The organism is Chroococcidiopsis sp. CCALA 051 (genome assembly GCF_003015105.1).
In the GTDB taxonomy this organism is placed as follows: domain Bacteria; phylum Cyanobacteriota; class Cyanobacteriia; order Cyanobacteriales; family Chroococcidiopsidaceae; genus Chroococcidiopsis; species Chroococcidiopsis thermalis.
The window spans coordinates 62,425-77,187 of the sequence record NZ_PYCI01000011.1; the positions used below are offsets into that span (position 1 = coordinate 62,425).

The window sequence follows — 14,763 nt, forward strand, 5'->3', positions numbered from 1 at the left end:
TGATACTCGAAGCAGCAATTTTGGCTAGACGATTGCAGCAGCTCCACAAAATTGCAATACTTCCGCCATAAGCGTGTCATATGGAATGTTTAACATTAATAAACAGATTGGAGATCTATCTCCTTTAAAAAAATCTAGAGGATCGCCGCACTGAAAATCCTCAAAAATCTTTAGTCAATTATTTCAGGTAATACCGATGAAAACAGACCTTCCTGAATCTCAAAGCGATTCAGATCGAATTGACGATTTTAATCTCGATCGCTCAGACTCAAAAGTTTATACGAACCGTAATTCCAACAATAAAAATAGCGCCACTTATTTAACATTAGGACTAGCCACCCTTGCCGCGATTATTGCAGGTAGTTATGCCTTTAAAAATGATAGTACTGGTGTTGCTCAGCAGAGTCGATCGCTAATTTCTACACCAACTACCTCAACTCCAGTTGGTAAATTGACAAACTATACAGACACTAACTTCATTGCTGCTGTGGTTCAAAGTGTAGGTCCAGCAGTGGTCAGGATTGATTCGACTCATACCGTGACTAATACTGCCCCAGCAATTTTTCAAGATCCGTTCTTTCGCCAGTTTTTTGGTTCGGAAATTCCTACCCCACCAACTAAACAAATCGAACGCGGTATTGGTTCCGGCTTCATCATTAATCCTAATGGAGAGATTTTGACAAATGCCCATGTCGTTCAGGGAGCAGATACCGTTACCGTAACCCTAAAAAATGGTCGTTCCTTCAAAGGTTCGGTCATGGGTGCTGACCCAGTTACGGATATTGCCGTAGTTAAAATTCAGGCAAATAACTTACCAACAGTTGCTCTGGGCGATTCTAACCAGCTAAAGCCAGGAGATTTAGCGATCGCAATCGGCAATCCATTGGGGCTTGACAACACCGTTACCTCTGGAATTATTAGCGCGACAGGTCGCGGTAATATTGGTGCTGCTAACGAGCGCGTCAACTTTATTCAAACTGATGCTGCAATTAATCCAGGTAATTCTGGTGGACCATTACTTAATTCTCAGGGACAAGCGATCGGCATTAATACAGCCATCATTCAAGATGCTCAAGGCATCGGCTTTGCGATTCCAATGAATCAAGCTAAAAGTATTGCCCAGCAGTTAATTGCTAAGGGTAGCGTCAAGCATCCTTACTTGGGCATTCAAATGGTAACGCTAACTCCAGATATTCAGCAAAGCTTGAACAACAACCCTAACAGTGGGATAACAGTAGATACAAACCAGGGTGTATTGGTAGCGAAAGTGTTACCCAAATCTCCTGCTGACCGCGCTGGACTGCGGACTGGAGATGTAATTCAAAAAATTAACGGGCAGTTAGTTTCGAGTGCTAGCGATCTACAGCAGATAGTAGAGGAAAACCAAGTTGGTAGTAGTTTGGAATTAGAACTCAATCGCCACGGACAACCTCTAAATTTATTCGTGAAAACTGCCGCAATGCCTATTTTGGGGCAATAGCGATCGCAGTAACAAACTTTGTATTGGCATTTTGCCTCAGATGGCTGGAGCGAATAAGTTCTATGACTCAACAAACGCAACCTCATTTTGAAAATCCTTGGCTCGAAACTGCGAAAGTTTTTGGGCTAAGTCTGTTGCTTGCCTTTGGCATTCGTACCTTTGTTGCAGAGGCTCGATATATTCCTTCTGGTTCAATGGAACCAACGCTTCAAGTGAACGATCGCTTAATTATTGACAAGCTGAGTTATGATTTTGAACCACCTCAACGGGGTAATATGGTTGTGTTCAAACCCACCAAAACTTTAAGGCAACAAAACTTTCACGATGCATTTATTAAGAGAGTCATTGGCTTGCCAGGAGAAAAGGTTGAGGTGAAATCTGGACGGGTATATATCAATGGCTCTGCTTTAAAGGAAAACTATATTGCCGCTCGACCAGACTATCAATGGGGTCCGGTAATTGTTCCACCCAACTCCTACTTGGTACTAGGAGACAATCGGAACAACAGCTATGACAGCCACTATTGGGGATTCGTACCGCGTCACAACATTATCGGTCGGGCAATCTTCCGCTTCTTTCCTTTCAACCGAATTGGCGAATTGAATAGCCCCGTTTATGTTGCTTCCCAATGACAGCCTACAAAGCCTGTGCCAAGCCCCTAGGTCAGGACGTACCACTTTGTACTAATCTGCCGTGACACTTTTCTGCTTTACAAACCGACTGCGATCGCAATATTTTCGCCGATCATATACGACTTTCAAGTTATGTCAAGGAGACACAATTATGAGTGAATTATCAGGCAAAACCACTTTGGTAGCGGAGTTAGAGCGAAAAGTAGGACGATCTCTAACCTTCACTAGTAAGCAAGCTAATGCAGGTGTTGCAGCAAATTGTCAGCTCCAGGAAAAGACTACCCAGAGCAAGGGTGAATTATCAGGCAAAATTGCTTTGGTGACAGGAGCAGGGCGAGGATTAGGACGAGCGATCGCCCTCGCAATTGCCCAAGCGGGTGGAGATGTTGCCATCAATTACCAGACCCAGAAGCAGGCTGCCCAGGAAACTTGTCGCCTAGTAAAACAACAGGGATGCCGCGCGATCGCGGTTCGAGCCGATGTCTCGGTTGCGGCTGATGTAGCTCGAATGATTGAGGTTGTGGAGCAACAGTTGGGAACTGCGTCCATCTTGGTGAATAACGTTGGGCTTGTCCGTCCCAAAGCAATTGAGGAAATTCAAGAAAGAGATTGGGATGAAGCCATTGCCGTCAACCTCAAATCAGTCTTCCTAGTCACTCAAGCCGCCTTACCAAGAATGCGAAAGCAAGGTTGGGGACGCATTATCAATCTCTCGTCTATCGCCGCTCAAACTGGAGGAGTCGTGGGTCTCCACTATGCTGCTGCCAAGGCAGGTATTCTAGGACTGACCCATGCTTATGCCGCACAACTGATTGGAGAAGGAATTACAGTTAACGCGCTTGCCCCTGCACTGATTGAAACTGAAACAGCCAGCACCAATTTACAGGTACACCCCGAACAGACTCCTGTTAGTCGCTTTGGTAAGGCTAAAGAAGTTGCTGAGGCTGCTGTGATGTTGGCTATCAATGGCTATATCACGGGGCAAACAATCAATGTCAACGGTGGGATGTACTTCAATTGAATGTTCCAAAAGTAGCTTATGCGTCATGTAACAATAACGCCGATACATAGTATTTGTCTCTCTAAATAATTGCCGCGATGTAGTGATGTTGTTGCTAGTGCTGGAATCGCGGCTTTCAAGTTTGGCATTTGTCGAGAAAGTTTTGTTTGTCCTAGTACCATTCCTATGAAATCCAAACAATTGAACGCTCCCACTAAATCCATATCGTCAATCTGGAACTATGCATCTTTGGCAATTGTGGCGGCTGCGCTGATGGTAGGAATTGGGCTTGGGGTTGGCTTGAGTTCTTCTGTCAATTTCAGTCCTGAAAACGTCGCTAGCAGCCAATATATCGATCTTGCTGCACCAGATCCGCAAGTTTGCGTGCAATACGGAGCTAGTGCTATGACATTGGATGCTCGTCTATTCGTGACGCTCAAGCCTTTTAGCGTGTATATTTCTCAGCCCAAGATGCAACCAGGATGTGTTATTCGCAGAAACGACTGGGCAGTTTTGGAGCAAAAGAATTTGGTAACAGCCACTCAGGAGCAAGAGTGTAAAAATAGAATGAACACTTTCGGCTTTACCGGAACTCTGGAAAACTCACCTCAAATTGATTGTGTTTATCAGAATAATGCGGCTGGAAATCTCTTCCTGAAACAGGCAGGAATTTCTCAGCAAGCAAGATAGCGGATGAACTTGAGTTGCTATCTTTTTGTTAATCGCAACGGACTGTCTACGAGAATGCCTGAATTCTTGATTTACCTTAACACTTCCAACTTTTGCAACAACACAAGCGCGGAGTTTACAACGAACAGTTTTGAGTAGTTGGCAAGAATAGGATAGGATAAAAACTGTATGGCAATGGAGCTTGCCACAACCGCCACTCATCAAGACCGTTTTGAAAACAAGACGGCTAGCATTTAATAGTGATGAAATGGCTGATGGCTCCTACTTTCTGAACTCGTTTCAAGAGGGTAGGGCTACTTATAGGTACTCCCATCCTGGAAGAGCGAGAAGACAGCTAGAAAAACTTCTCCAGGAGTTTCGGGGGTTGAATGGTATGCTGAGCTATGTGTTTGCGGAGCTGGGTAAGACGCAGGGATTGCAGAATCTCGATTCTGCGTTCCACACTCCCCTGCTCGTCAGTTTGGGAGCAATTCCTGGTGCGTTGAGCCGCTACTACTTGACCTTACTCTGCGCCCGTTGGCTTGGCATTGCGTTTCCCTACGGAACCTTTTTCATTAACCTGACAGGAGCTGGAATGATGGGTTTTTTCGTCACTTTAGCTGCAAAGCAAGCATTCTCTATTCCCGAACTGCAATGGCTGGTTGCAGTAGGCTTTTTGGGTTCTTATACGACATTTTCGACTTATGCCCTAGATGCCTCAAATCTTTTGAGAACTAAAAGTTATAAAAGGGCATTGCTTTACTGGTTGGGAAGTCCAATTTTAGGTTTTTTGAGCGTAGAACTGGGAATGTTTTTAGCGAGGCAAATCTGATGAGTGCTTGGGAGCAATTGACTATTTACATTACCGAGTCCGATCGCTGGCAAGGAAAACCCCTGTATTCAGCTTTGGTGGAAGCCGCCCGACAGCAAAGACTAGCTGGAGCAACGGTAAATAGAGGCGTTGAAGGATATGGTGTAAGCCAACACCATCAAATTCATACCGCTAGCATTATGGAACTTGCCAATCTGCCAATCGTAGTTACGATCGTCGATCGCCCAGAAGCGATCGCCCAGTTTCTTCCCTTAGTTAAAGAAATGGTAACGCAAGGGTTGGCGATCCAAGAAACAGTGAATGTAGTTCACCACGAGCCTGCTGAAAAATCAAGGTAGAGAGTCAACGCGAATGAACCAGAAAAATGCCGCTCTGAAATTTGTCATTGTGCTGGGAGTTGTGAGCCTTTGTGCCGATGCCACTTATGAAGGGGCACGCAGCATTACAGGCGCATTTTTGGGAACGTTGGGAGCCAGTGGCACTGTGGTTGGATTGGTGGCAGGTTTAGGAGAATTAATCGGTTACGGGCTACGTTTGGGAATTGGCTATCTGAGCGATCGCACCCGCCAGTACTGGAGCATTACGACACTGGGCTATTTCATCAATACAGCTGTTGTCCCTCTGTTAGCCCTGGCTGGACGGTGGGAAGTCGCCGCTGGCTTAATGATTGCCGAGCGCACGGGGAAAGCAATTCGCACCCCTCCCCGCGATGTTCTGCTGTCTCATGCAGCAATGCGGGTAGGTAGAGGGTTTGGCTTCGGCTTACACGAGGCGATGGATCAGATTGGTGCGGTATTGGGACCGTTAATGGTAGCGGCAATGTTGTATTTCCAGCACGGTTATCGAGGCGGCTTTGCGATTCTAGTCATCCCTGCCGTTTTAGGCTTAGGTGTTTTACTAGTTGGACAGCGGATTTACCCAAATCCCCGCGATTTTGAATCGCATACAGCCGAATTGAAAGCAGAAGGGTTGCCACAAATATATTGGGTTTATCTGGGGGCGATCGCGCTGATTGCCGCAGGCTATGCCGATTTTCCCTTGATTGCCTATCACTTGCAACAAGCAGCAATCGATAACAGCAGCCAAATTCCCCTGTTATATGCACTGGCAATGGGGGTAGATGCGATCGCCGCTCTCATCTTCGGACGCTTGTTCGATCGCATTGGTATTACAAGCCTAGCGATCGCTGCGCTCATCGCCTCTGTTTTTGCTCCATTAGTGTTTTTGGGCAATGCGCCCTTGGCTTTGGCAGGTATGGTGTTGTGGGGGATCGGGATGGGAGCGCAGGAGTCGATTATGAAAGCGGCAGTTGCGGGAATGGTATCACCAGACAGACGGGGTTCTGCTTTTGGGATTTTCAATACGGGATACGGTGTGGCTTGGTTTCTAGGGAGCGCTCTGATGGGTATATTATATGATGCTTCGATTAGCGCACTAGTGACCTTTTCGGTGGTGATTCAACTGGCAGCAATTCCTGTATTGTTATGGGTTAGCCGGAGAGCGAGGACAACTTGATTCAAATGGTAAGTCAGGAGGCTGCTATGAATATGCTAGAGCGGCTGACAATATATGTTGGTGAGTCAGACCATTGGCGCGGGAAGCCCGTTTACATTGCTCTGGTGGAAGAGGCACGACGCAGAGAACTTGCTGGAGCTACGGTGACTAGAGGGGTGATGGGGTATGGCAAACGAAATCATCACCGCATTCACACGGCTAGAATTATCGAGCTGTCCTCGGATTTACCGATGGTTGTGACAATCATCGATACACCAGAGGCGATCGCCTCCTTCTTGCCATTGGTCAAAGAAATGGTGGTGGGTGGCATTGCGATCCAAGAAACTGTAAATGTCGTTCACCACGTTCCGACGACTCACTCTCCCACAGGAAACGCTTAATCATCTCAATTTTCATGTCTTCTCAAGTACGTAACACTTCAGCTAAGGCAGCCCCCACTTGGAGAGCGAACAATCCTAACAAGGCGCTGCCTGCCCAGTACGGGAGATCGCTTTCCCAGCTACGCTCTAATAGCCTAGCCGTGTCGAGTTCGTAGGTTGAGAATGTCGTATAAGACCCTAAAAAACCCGTTGTCACCAGCAGCCGGACATCTGGATGAATGGTAATTATCCGTTCGAGCGACAGCGTAGCAAAGAATCCCATCAGGAAACAACCGCTGATGTTGATAAACAGCGTACCGTAGGGCATTGCAGTGCCGAATATCTGAACGAACCACGCACCGATGTAATAACGACTGAGCGCCCCAGCGACTGCACCAAGACCGATCGCCACAGGAGCGCGGATTGCAGGATTTTTTAGCATATCAAAAGATCTAGGAGAATTAAATAACGACCTGGATTATCTTTAATGACACTGCTAGGTACTGGCGATCGGGAGAATTAGGAAAAGCAATTATTCGCTCCTACTCTCCCAATGCTAGCTTGGAAAGTAGGAGCCATCAGCCTTTCAGATATTTACAAGCTTTTGTTTTACAGCCATAACTGGTAAAACATTTAGCACGAACTGAAGCGGCGGTTTTGGCAAGCTCCATTGCCATATAGAATTTATAACACATCTTTTATCTAACTAACGATCGGTCTTTTGGTATGGGACTATAAAAAAAGCTAAATGTATTAAATATTTATTCAGTTCTACTACACGGAATTAATTAGACTATATAGCAAAGTTGACAAAACTATCAGTGTAATAACGACGTAGATGCGATCGCCTTGCTTAACAAAAGCAAATGTTAAGAATGCAACTCTGACAATTGGGGTAATAATTAGTAACAGCAGACCAAATTGGATCAGCCCTCGCCGTCTTAGCGATAGCGCATTCCTGACAATACCAGGGAACGTGCGTAAATCCGATGGTTCGCCGCGAAACACTTGATAGTTGGGAGAGTCCATCCCGTAGCGGCTCAGATAAAGAATTCCACCTAATAGCACGACTGAGGCAGATAAAATTACTCCCAGCCGTAGGAGGTTGCCAACTATCTGTTCGACTTGATGCTCTGTCCATCTAGCCCTGGAATTTGACATTTCAAATCCGTCCCGTTAAACCGTTGTAAATCATTTGAATTGCCAGTAGCAGAATCACAACGCTGAAAATCTGTCGTAAGAGCTTAGGTTTAATCTTAACTAGCATCCGCGCACCGATGAGGGAACCCGCCAGTACCCCCAACATCACAGGCATTGCTAGCCCTGGATCGATGTATCCCCGACTGAGATATACCCCTGCCCCTGCTGCCGCCGTCACGCCAATCATAAAATTACTGGTAGTGGTGGACACCTTAAAAGGCAGTTGCATTGCCCGATCCATTGCTAGCACTTTCACTGCTCCCGATCCGATTCCCAGCAAACCTGACAAAATTCCGGCTAAAAACATTAAACCAAAACCCGCAGTCACATTTTGGACGTGGTAACTTTGTTCCCCCTCCGCAGTAGGATAGCTACCATCGAGTTTTAAGCGGGTAGCCAGAGGATCGGGCTGAGTATTGAGTTGATGCTCCTGTCGAGAGCGATGGGAGGAAAAAGCAGAATAAAGTAGAACTAAGCCGAAAATGACAGCAACAGTGGAAGTTGGTAGCTTTGCAGTCAGGAAAGCGCCAACCAACGCCCCTATGGTAGTAGCAACCTCTAAAAACATCCCGATGCGGACATTGGTAAAACCTTCTTTAACGTAGGCAGCCGCTGCACCTGACGAAGTGGCAATGACTGAAACTAGAGATGCCCCGATCGCATAGCGAATATCGACCTTGAACGCTAATGTTAAAAGCGGTACGATAACCACGCCGCCACCTAAGCCAGTCAAGGCTCCTAGAAATCCCGCTAGTAAGGAGCCTAACCCAACTATCAGAGTAAATTCTAAGATGTTCACGCGATCGCTGCTCCTGTTTGGCTGCTAAGTTTGTGGATCGAGGTGCAATTGGATTGCTGTTATTGAATCGATCGCAATTTAATCTTCTTTCTGGTTCAAAGAATAAGTTTGCTTGATTAACGGGTGGTAGAGCAACGATTAACAACTGGTAAAAATATAGACTTACTTTTCTTGCCTGAATTAAAAGCTAGAGTGGATTGAACCAGTCAAATTGAAAATTAACATCTATCTATAGATAAATGGTAGAAAACTTCAACTAGATTAAACTCAAAACCAAACTTAAACAAGACGTGGCAATAGTTTTTTAACAACTCCCCACTATAGCTTGCCTCATTGCGTAGAGGCTTGTTTCCTGCATTCAAGGACAAAGCATCAAATGACGATTCTTCGCCATATTGCGATCGCGCTGACGTATATTGGTTTAGGGTTAGGTTATCTGCCTGGAATGCGGATGAATCGGGCAACGATCGCCGTGGCGGGAGCAGCTTTACTGCTAGCGTTAGGGGTACTGGATTTAAAATCGGCGTGGCGGGCGATCGATTACAAAACGCTAATTTTTCTATTCGGCATGATGGTAATCAGTGCTAACTTGGCTGTATCTGGCTTTTTCCAGTTAGCTCTCGATCGCGTCGCACGTATCGCTCGCAGCCCTTTGGGGTTGCTGTTAGTACTGACTTTTGGTGCAGGTATTCTCTCGGCTCTATTTCTCAATGATACAATTGCCCTAATCCTGACACCCCTAGTTCTAGACTTAACTGGATCGCTCAATCTCAACCCAATTCCTTATTTACTGGCGTTAGCAGGAGCAACGAACCTCGGTTCTGTAGCAACTTTGAGCGGTAATCCTCAGAATATTCTCATCGGTTCCTTCTCTGGGATCGGTTATCTAGATTTTGCCAAGGTGCTTACGCCTGTAGCACTGGCGAGCTTGGCGCTCCAGATTGGCTTACTATGGTGGTTATATCCAGAGGTGCGATCGCTCAAGTCTTCTTTGACTCCTCCCTCAAGACAAGATCGACTTTTAAAACCGCTTCTAATCAAAAGTTTAATCGTTACAGGCGGTTTGCTAATTGCCTTCATAATTGGCATTCCGCCAGCAGAAGCAACACTGATTGCCGCAGGTTTGTTATTGATTACTAGGAGAATTAAACCAGAGCGAATTTTACAAAAAGTTGACTGGGATTTGCTCGTAATGTTCTCTGGATTGTTCATCCTCACTCAAGGCGTACAAAATCTAGGAGAATTGAACTTATTTTCTAGCTTCGTTAACACTCCCGTAAATATCTTGTGGGTGACAGTGTTGCTGTCTAATTTAGTTTCCAATGTTCCAGCAGTTCTACTATTACATCATTTAATTCCTCATCCAGATTCACACACTTGGTTATTACTTGCAGCAGGATCTACACTGGCAGGAAATTTGACATTATTAGGCTCTGTAGCAAATTTGATTGTGGCGGAAGCAGTAGCAAAGCAGGGGCAAAAGTTAAGTTTTTGGGAGCATTTACGCTTCGGCTTACCTTTGACTGCAATTACTTTATGTCTAGCCTACTTCTGGATCTACTAACCTTACATACGAGTGCTTTTCTTCAACTCAAATACTGAAACTGGGTATTATTTGTTAAGTAGTGCGATCGATGCAATGACTTCATCTGGACGACAAATTCAAGCATTCTTTTGAGTTAACAGCCCCTTGACGTGTATTAGCTCGCGTCCTTGGTTAATCAATCCTAAAAAGAACTTCCCCCACCCCGATCTCCACGCTGGCTGGGGTGGCTTCAATGCTGACTGAGTGGGAAAGCGATTGAAAATGAGTTCCAATTCGCTCTGTCCATTTTCATTCCACAATTGCTCGATTGGCTTAAATTCTTCTTGGTATGGAAACAGCGGAGCATTGCACGCTAGTTTTTGAGCGTATTTAGTTAATGGCTTAAAGTAAATTGAATATTGCAATCCTGTGATTGGATTTTCCTTTATCTCGAAGCAGGGAAAAAATTCTGGAAAGCGCCGTCTAGCTTCCCGAAAACGATTGTATATCTCTTGCTCCCAGCGTTGGTGAAAAAAGTTTAAGGAGATGTTGGCTGTATTTGTTGTTTTCTGCTGTGCGACAATTGGTAGCTCCCATACTTGCAAGCATAAATTGAGTCTTGGGCTGTTGGCGATCGCAACTGGAAAATAGGGAATTGATTGTTGTTTCTCCGGTGCTAACCTGTTAGATGTACGAAACACATCCTTACCTCCAAGGAAATCTACACAGAACTGTTCGGTAAGAGTTAGGTTTTTCGCAGGAATTGTAATGCGGTCAATTTCTATCTGTTGCTGATTAATTAAGCTGTTTAAGTCATTTGATTCGTTCATCATTCTCTTCGCACTCTTAGTTATAGCGGTAAGGAAATCTAGATTGCTTAGTTATTGTAGTAGCTGAGTATGTCAGGAACTTGACAAATAAATGTCACTTTTGTAAAGCAATGCTTCTTCTGAGTGTTTGTAAGGAGCGATCGCCTAGCAGTCACAACAGCAACTCTCTCTTTGGTCAGCAGACTTTACTTTATACATTAAATGTCAAGAACTTAGAAAGATTGACTAGAACTAAAAATAATTACGAGTAATTGCCTCGAATGCTATCAAATTTCATCGTAAATCTCTTTATTTTGAAAATCTTTTCTAGTTCTTTACTTTTGAGACTTACAGTGAAACCACTAACTCAGAATATCGAGGTTTCACCCTATGAAAACTCCAAAGAAAATTCTCATAGCAACTGCCGTAGTAGGTAGTTTTGGATTTGGCGGCTTAGCGCCAAACGCCTATGCAGCTCAACCTCAAACTAGCATCCTAGTTGCCCAAGATAGCGATCGCGATGGTGAGGCTAATGAAGATGCAAAAGAGCAGCAGGAAGAAGCTCAACTGCAATCTCTCGCTAAAATAACAGCTCAACAAGCCATACAAGCTGCTGAAACTGCTAAAGGTGGCAAAGCAAGTAGTGTAGAGTTGGAAAATGAAAATGGTAACTTGGTTTACGAGGTAACGATTGGACAAACAGAAGTTTATGTAGACGCTGGTAATGGCACAGTCCTCTATACTGAGGATAAAAATCAAGAGAATGAGCAGAACGAGGCTTCTCGCCCTAAGAGTAGCATTCAAATTCCAGATAATGATGGTGAAACTAACGATGATGGTACAAAACGATAAAGAAGTTGAAATCTACACAATCTTTTAGTTAATTAGCAGAAACTAAATTGTGGGACTGTTGAAGATACTCTTTAATAGTCCCACAACTTAAAAGTTAGAATTTTATCGAATAACCATGTCATATCGAAGGATAATTAACTATAGAAAAAATACTATAAATCCCGCTATGCGAAATCAACGTCCCTCTGGTTTAGTAGCTATAGTTATTTATAAAACTTTTTTAGCAATAATTCTGGCGATCGCTGCGATCGCTATACTTTTAGCATTACAGAACTATCAGTCTTTTACGAGTTTATCAGAAGCTTATATTTTAGAAGGAAAATTAAATATTATTGAGTGGTTGATAGAAAAGATTACAAATATCAAACAACAAACCCTTCAATTTAGTGGAATAGCAACTGGAGCTTATGCTGCTGTCACTGCAATTGAAGCGATCGGTTTATGGTATGAAAAAGCCTGGGCAAGAATATTGGTATTAGTACTAGTTGGTATCAGTATTCCACCAGAAATATTTGAGTTAATCAAAGGAATAACCATACTCAAGCTGCTGGTGTTTGTCGTAAATATAGCGGTTTTCTGGTATTTACTGCGTCATTTTCCCAAACATGGAAGGCAACTTTGACTTACTCTTCTAGCTATATTGTAGCTGTCACGACGCGATCGCGTCCCTCTGTCTTGGCTCGGTATAAAGCTGCATCGGCTGCTTGAATTAGTTCTTGAGTTGTCGAGCCGTGGTACGGGAACGCTGCTACTCCCAATGAAAGAGTAATAGGATCGAGCAGTTGATGTTGGTGCTTCAACTGAAGCCACTTGACTGCTTCCCTAATACGTTCGGCTCTTTGTTGAACTGCCCCTAGAGGCGCATCTGGCAGAATTAACATAAACTCTTCACCGCCATACCGACAAGCAATATCTCCTGCTCGAATCTGCTCTTTCAAGAACTTGCCTAATTCTCGTAACAATGTATCGCCTGTTGGATGACCGAAAGTATCATTAACTTGTTTAAAGCGGTCAACGTCAAGCATAATAATTCCTACTGGTGTTTGCTCGCGTTCGCCTCGACGGACTTCGCGTTCTAGCGTTGCTTCCAAATAACGACGATTGAATAAATCTGTCAGCGGATCGCGCACGCTCTGGTTTTGCAAGATCTCGCGCAGTTTTAAGTTGGCTAATGCAAGAGCGAGATTTGCAGCAACTTTAACTGCTAACCTTTGTTTGGCAGAAGTTAGTTTTCCTTTTTCCAAGTAACTCAAGTACAGTAAACCAAGGACTTCTCCTTGTGCCATCATGGGAACACAAATATACTCAACAGGCAATGAGGAAAGCAAGTGTTGGCACAACCCGCAACGAGTGTTTTCTGCTAGATACATCTGTCCGCGCCGCAGTGCAAAGCATTCATCTAATGCAAATACTTTTTGACTGCTGAATGCCGTTTCCCAAGCTGCAATACTCGCTACAAGGGTGCGATCGCCAGCGATCGCAAAGACTCCACCCGAAGCATGAGGAAATAATCGAGGTACTACCTGAGCGATTACCGTATGAGCTTCCTCAACCGTAAGGCAAGCTTGAAGCAAATCGTTCATTTCGTTGAGTAAGTTTAGTTCGGCGTTAAGATTTGATAGTTCTGCCGTGCGTTCTTGCACCAGCCGTTCAACATGAGCCGTGCGCTCTAGCGTCAATAAACAAAAAGCAAAAATCCCAGTACAAAGTAAGCCAATAACTAACACGAGCCATATCCGCCGATGGTTTTGGAAAGCCATATATTCTACTATGGGTAGGACGGCTATAACTGCCGAAACATAATGGCGATCCAAAGCTAAGGCTCCTATTATAGAATTTCTAAGCGATCGCAGGTTTGGGTATAAGGTTTTAGGTATCAGATGTCCAGTCATACTATTGTTCAGCCGTATTTTGTATCGATGATGCATCTGTTCTGAGCCAAGTAAAAGATGGCTGCAAGTTTGCACCCCAAACCTATTGCAAGATTGTCAAGAACTTAGAAAGTTCCTTAGCTTTGCGATCGCGAAGTTGCCGAGCGATACCAAAAAGATGAAATTAACTAAGGTTTTGTATAGTAACGCACCGCAATTGACATAATTTTGCAAAGTTTACAAAGTCAGGTAAATCTTTTCGAGTTCTTGACATTTATTACCTAACATCGCAGCGTCTTCTCTCTATTTTTGGAATTTGCTCAAATCGATACAACAATAACACTGTATATATTCTCTGCTGGAGTTACAAATGACACCATCAAGTCGTACTGAGAAATTGAGAAACAAAGCACGTTTAAAAAACAATACGTCTCTCAGATCGTGGAAAAGAAAGTTTCATGAATACACTGGTGAGAAACTCAATTTCTTTCAAGTCATTTTTCGGCTACAAGGTTCGGTGATTAAAACCATTATTCCTTGGTTACTTTTCTTCTGTGGATATAGTTTTTTCATTGCTTTACTTGAATATCACGATAAACATATACCTTTGCCAAAGATAAGTAGTGGCGTTCCTAACGTGGTCTTAAGTTTAAATCTCATCTTGAGTTTGCTGTTAATTTTTCGCACGAACACGGCTCACGAACGATTTTGGGAAGGTCGTAAACTTTGGGGATCGTTAGTTAATACAGTTCGTAACCTGGCTCGTGGAATTTGGGTAGTAGTCGAAGAAAGGGGAACAAGCGAGCGAGTAGAAAAAGAGGCAGCATTGCGATTAGTAGTTGCTTTTGCAGTTGCCATGAAACTGCATTTACGCCATAACTCTATGAAGAAGGAATTAAAAGTATTAATGACTCCCTCACAATATTTAAAACTTAAAGAGACAAATCACCCACCTCTAGAGATTGCTTTGTGGCTGGGAGAATATTTACAATCTAGGTACAGGTACGGTCTTTTAAATGTATATCAACTCACTGCCTTACAGAAATTAGTAGACGAGCTAGTAAATATATTAGGCGGTTGCGAACGAATTTTAAAAACTCCCATGCCCTTGCTATATGCCATTTATCTCAAACAATTATTAATCAATACTTCGGACAGTTTTTGGCGCTTGGCAGTAGACAGAAAAGCCATCGAACCGATAGAGTGCCTTTTAGAACAAA

The 14,763-nt window shown here is 44.0% G+C and carries 17 protein-coding genes and 2 riboswitches; of the genes, 12 read left to right on the forward strand and 5 right to left on the reverse strand.

The genetic code is table 11. The features are described 5' to 3' along the window. Window positions 1-196: 196 nt before the first annotated feature. The 8 genes from C7Y66_RS04415 to C7Y66_RS04450 all read left to right on the forward strand — a co-directional run bounded on the left by C7Y66_RS04415 (window position 197) and on the right by C7Y66_RS04450 (window position 6,508). Complete coding sequence (locus C7Y66_RS04415; RefSeq protein ID WP_106544625.1) at window positions 197-1,480, forward strand: HhoA/HhoB/HtrA family serine endopeptidase; 1,284 nt, start codon at window positions 197-199, stop codon at window positions 1,478-1,480. Window positions 1,481-1,542: 62 nt separating this feature from the next. Then, on the forward strand, window positions 1,543-2,112 hold the full coding sequence (gene lepB, locus C7Y66_RS04420) for a signal peptidase I (protein WP_106544626.1): 570 nt from the start codon (window positions 1,543-1,545) through the stop codon (window positions 2,110-2,112). Window positions 2,113-2,263: 151 nt separating this feature from the next. Continuing rightward, window positions 2,264-3,133, forward strand: a complete 870-nt coding sequence (locus C7Y66_RS04425) for a 3-oxoacyl-ACP reductase family protein (RefSeq protein ID WP_106544627.1) — start codon at window positions 2,264-2,266, stop codon at window positions 3,131-3,133. Between the two features lie 165 nt (window positions 3,134-3,298). Next, entirely contained in the window at window positions 3,299-3,802 is a 504-nt protein-coding gene (locus tag C7Y66_RS04430; RefSeq protein WP_106544642.1) for a DUF3172 domain-containing protein, read from the forward strand. A 161-nt stretch (window positions 3,803-3,963) separates the two neighbouring features. Continuing rightward, window positions 3,964-4,073, forward strand: a riboswitch (Fluoride riboswitch). Next, window positions 4,050-4,613: a fluoride efflux transporter CrcB gene (gene crcB / locus C7Y66_RS04435; protein ID WP_255409932.1), complete on the forward strand. Its 564-nt coding sequence runs from the start codon at window positions 4,050-4,052 to the stop codon at window positions 4,611-4,613. Its footprint overlaps the riboswitch before it by 24 nt. Beyond that, window positions 4,613-4,951, forward strand: coding sequence for a DUF190 domain-containing protein (locus tag C7Y66_RS04440; protein ID WP_106544629.1), 339 nt, complete (start codon window positions 4,613-4,615; stop codon window positions 4,949-4,951). Before crcB (C7Y66_RS04435) ends, C7Y66_RS04440 begins: the two co-directional genes overlap by 1 nt. 13 nt (window positions 4,952-4,964) lie before the next feature. Beyond that, on the forward strand, window positions 4,965-6,128 hold the full coding sequence (locus C7Y66_RS04445; protein ID WP_106544630.1) for an MFS transporter: 1,164 nt from the start codon (window positions 4,965-4,967) through the stop codon (window positions 6,126-6,128). A 26-nt stretch (window positions 6,129-6,154) separates the two neighbouring features. Then, a complete protein-coding gene (locus tag C7Y66_RS04450) occupies window positions 6,155-6,508 on the forward strand; it encodes a DUF190 domain-containing protein (RefSeq protein WP_106544643.1) in 354 nt (117 codons plus the stop codon). 22 nt (window positions 6,509-6,530) lie between these two features. On the opposite strand, the gene crcB (C7Y66_RS04455) is transcribed toward C7Y66_RS04450, so the two are convergent. The 3 genes from crcB (C7Y66_RS04455) to C7Y66_RS04465 all read right to left on the reverse strand — a co-directional run bounded on the left by crcB (C7Y66_RS04455) (window position 6,531) and on the right by C7Y66_RS04465 (window position 8,486). Next, window positions 6,531-6,929 (reverse strand): fluoride efflux transporter CrcB, encoded by a 399-nt coding sequence (crcB, locus tag C7Y66_RS04455; protein WP_106544631.1) that lies wholly within the window; start codon window positions 6,927-6,929, stop codon window positions 6,531-6,533. Between the two features lie 120 nt (window positions 6,930-7,049). Then, window positions 7,050-7,171: riboswitch (Fluoride riboswitch) on the reverse strand. A 90-nt stretch (window positions 7,172-7,261) separates the two neighbouring features. Continuing rightward, a complete protein-coding gene (locus tag C7Y66_RS04460; protein WP_106544632.1) occupies window positions 7,262-7,648 on the reverse strand; it encodes a DUF1634 domain-containing protein in 387 nt (128 codons plus the stop codon). 1 nt (window position 7,649) lies between these two features. Beyond that, window positions 7,650-8,486 (reverse strand): sulfite exporter TauE/SafE family protein, encoded by an 837-nt coding sequence (locus tag C7Y66_RS04465; protein WP_106544633.1) that lies wholly within the window; start codon window positions 8,484-8,486, stop codon window positions 7,650-7,652. Between the two features lie 376 nt (window positions 8,487-8,862). Here C7Y66_RS04465 and C7Y66_RS04470 point away from each other — a divergent pair, with 376 nt between their 5' ends. Further along, window positions 8,863-10,050, forward strand: coding sequence for an anion transporter (locus C7Y66_RS04470; protein ID WP_106544634.1), 1,188 nt, complete (start codon window positions 8,863-8,865; stop codon window positions 10,048-10,050). A gap of 98 nt (window positions 10,051-10,148) precedes the next feature. On the opposite strand, the gene C7Y66_RS04475 is transcribed toward C7Y66_RS04470, so the two are convergent. Then, window positions 10,149-10,844 carry a hypothetical protein gene (locus tag C7Y66_RS04475; protein WP_233222523.1) on the reverse strand — a complete coding sequence of 232 codons (696 nt, stop codon included), beginning with the start codon at window positions 10,842-10,844 and terminating at the stop codon, window positions 10,149-10,151. 366 nt (window positions 10,845-11,210) lie between these two features. Between C7Y66_RS04475 and C7Y66_RS04480 the strand changes: the two genes are divergently transcribed. Further along, window positions 11,211-11,672 (forward strand): PepSY domain-containing protein, encoded by a 462-nt coding sequence (locus C7Y66_RS04480; RefSeq protein WP_106544636.1) that lies wholly within the window; start codon window positions 11,211-11,213, stop codon window positions 11,670-11,672. A 166-nt stretch (window positions 11,673-11,838) separates the two neighbouring features. Continuing rightward, a complete protein-coding gene (locus C7Y66_RS04485; RefSeq protein WP_106544637.1) occupies window positions 11,839-12,294 on the forward strand; it encodes a DUF2127 domain-containing protein in 456 nt (151 codons plus the stop codon). Window positions 12,295-12,307: 13 nt separating this feature from the next. On the opposite strand, the gene C7Y66_RS04490 is transcribed toward C7Y66_RS04485, so the two are convergent. Further along, complete coding sequence (locus C7Y66_RS04490) at window positions 12,308-13,564, reverse strand: diguanylate cyclase (RefSeq protein WP_106544638.1); 1,257 nt, start codon at window positions 13,562-13,564, stop codon at window positions 12,308-12,310. A gap of 349 nt (window positions 13,565-13,913) precedes the next feature. On the opposite strand from C7Y66_RS04490, the gene C7Y66_RS04495 reads away from it, so the two are divergent. Beyond that, window positions 13,914-14,763: bestrophin family protein (locus tag C7Y66_RS04495; protein ID WP_233222524.1), on the forward strand; the 850-nt coding region annotated here is incomplete at its 3' end.

What these genes read in the sequence shown, in the direction of transcription:
- C7Y66_RS04425 (WP_106544627.1), top strand. Translation starts at nt 2,264, where the DNA reads ATGAGTGAATTATCAGGCAAAACCACTTTGGTAGCGGAGTTAGAGCGA.
- C7Y66_RS04490 (WP_106544638.1), bottom strand. Translation starts at nt 13,564, where the DNA reads ATGACTGGACATCTGATACCTAAAACCTTATACCCAAACCTGCGATCG.
- lepB (WP_106544626.1), top strand. Translation starts at nt 1,543, where the DNA reads ATGACTCAACAAACGCAACCTCATTTTGAAAATCCTTGGCTCGAAACT.
- C7Y66_RS04415 (WP_106544625.1), top strand. Translation starts at nt 197, where the DNA reads ATGAAAACAGACCTTCCTGAATCTCAAAGCGATTCAGATCGAATTGAC.
- C7Y66_RS04470 (WP_106544634.1), top strand. Translation starts at nt 8,863, where the DNA reads ATGACGATTCTTCGCCATATTGCGATCGCGCTGACGTATATTGGTTTA.
- C7Y66_RS04450 (WP_106544643.1), top strand. Translation starts at nt 6,155, where the DNA reads ATGAATATGCTAGAGCGGCTGACAATATATGTTGGTGAGTCAGACCAT.
- C7Y66_RS04430 (WP_106544642.1), top strand. Translation starts at nt 3,299, where the DNA reads ATGAAATCCAAACAATTGAACGCTCCCACTAAATCCATATCGTCAATC.
- C7Y66_RS04480 (WP_106544636.1), top strand. Translation starts at nt 11,211, where the DNA reads ATGAAAACTCCAAAGAAAATTCTCATAGCAACTGCCGTAGTAGGTAGT.
- crcB (WP_106544631.1), bottom strand. Translation starts at nt 6,929, where the DNA reads ATGCTAAAAAATCCTGCAATCCGCGCTCCTGTGGCGATCGGTCTTGGT.
- C7Y66_RS04445 (WP_106544630.1), top strand. Translation starts at nt 4,965, where the DNA reads ATGAACCAGAAAAATGCCGCTCTGAAATTTGTCATTGTGCTGGGAGTT.
- C7Y66_RS04460 (WP_106544632.1), bottom strand. Translation starts at nt 7,648, where the DNA reads ATGTCAAATTCCAGGGCTAGATGGACAGAGCATCAAGTCGAACAGATA.
- C7Y66_RS04475 (WP_233222523.1), bottom strand. Translation starts at nt 10,844, where the DNA reads ATGATGAACGAATCAAATGACTTAAACAGCTTAATTAATCAGCAACAG.
- C7Y66_RS04440 (WP_106544629.1), top strand. Translation starts at nt 4,613, where the DNA reads ATGAGTGCTTGGGAGCAATTGACTATTTACATTACCGAGTCCGATCGC.
- C7Y66_RS04485 (WP_106544637.1), top strand. Translation starts at nt 11,839, where the DNA reads ATGCGAAATCAACGTCCCTCTGGTTTAGTAGCTATAGTTATTTATAAA.
- crcB (WP_255409932.1), top strand. Translation starts at nt 4,050, where the DNA reads ATGGCTGATGGCTCCTACTTTCTGAACTCGTTTCAAGAGGGTAGGGCT.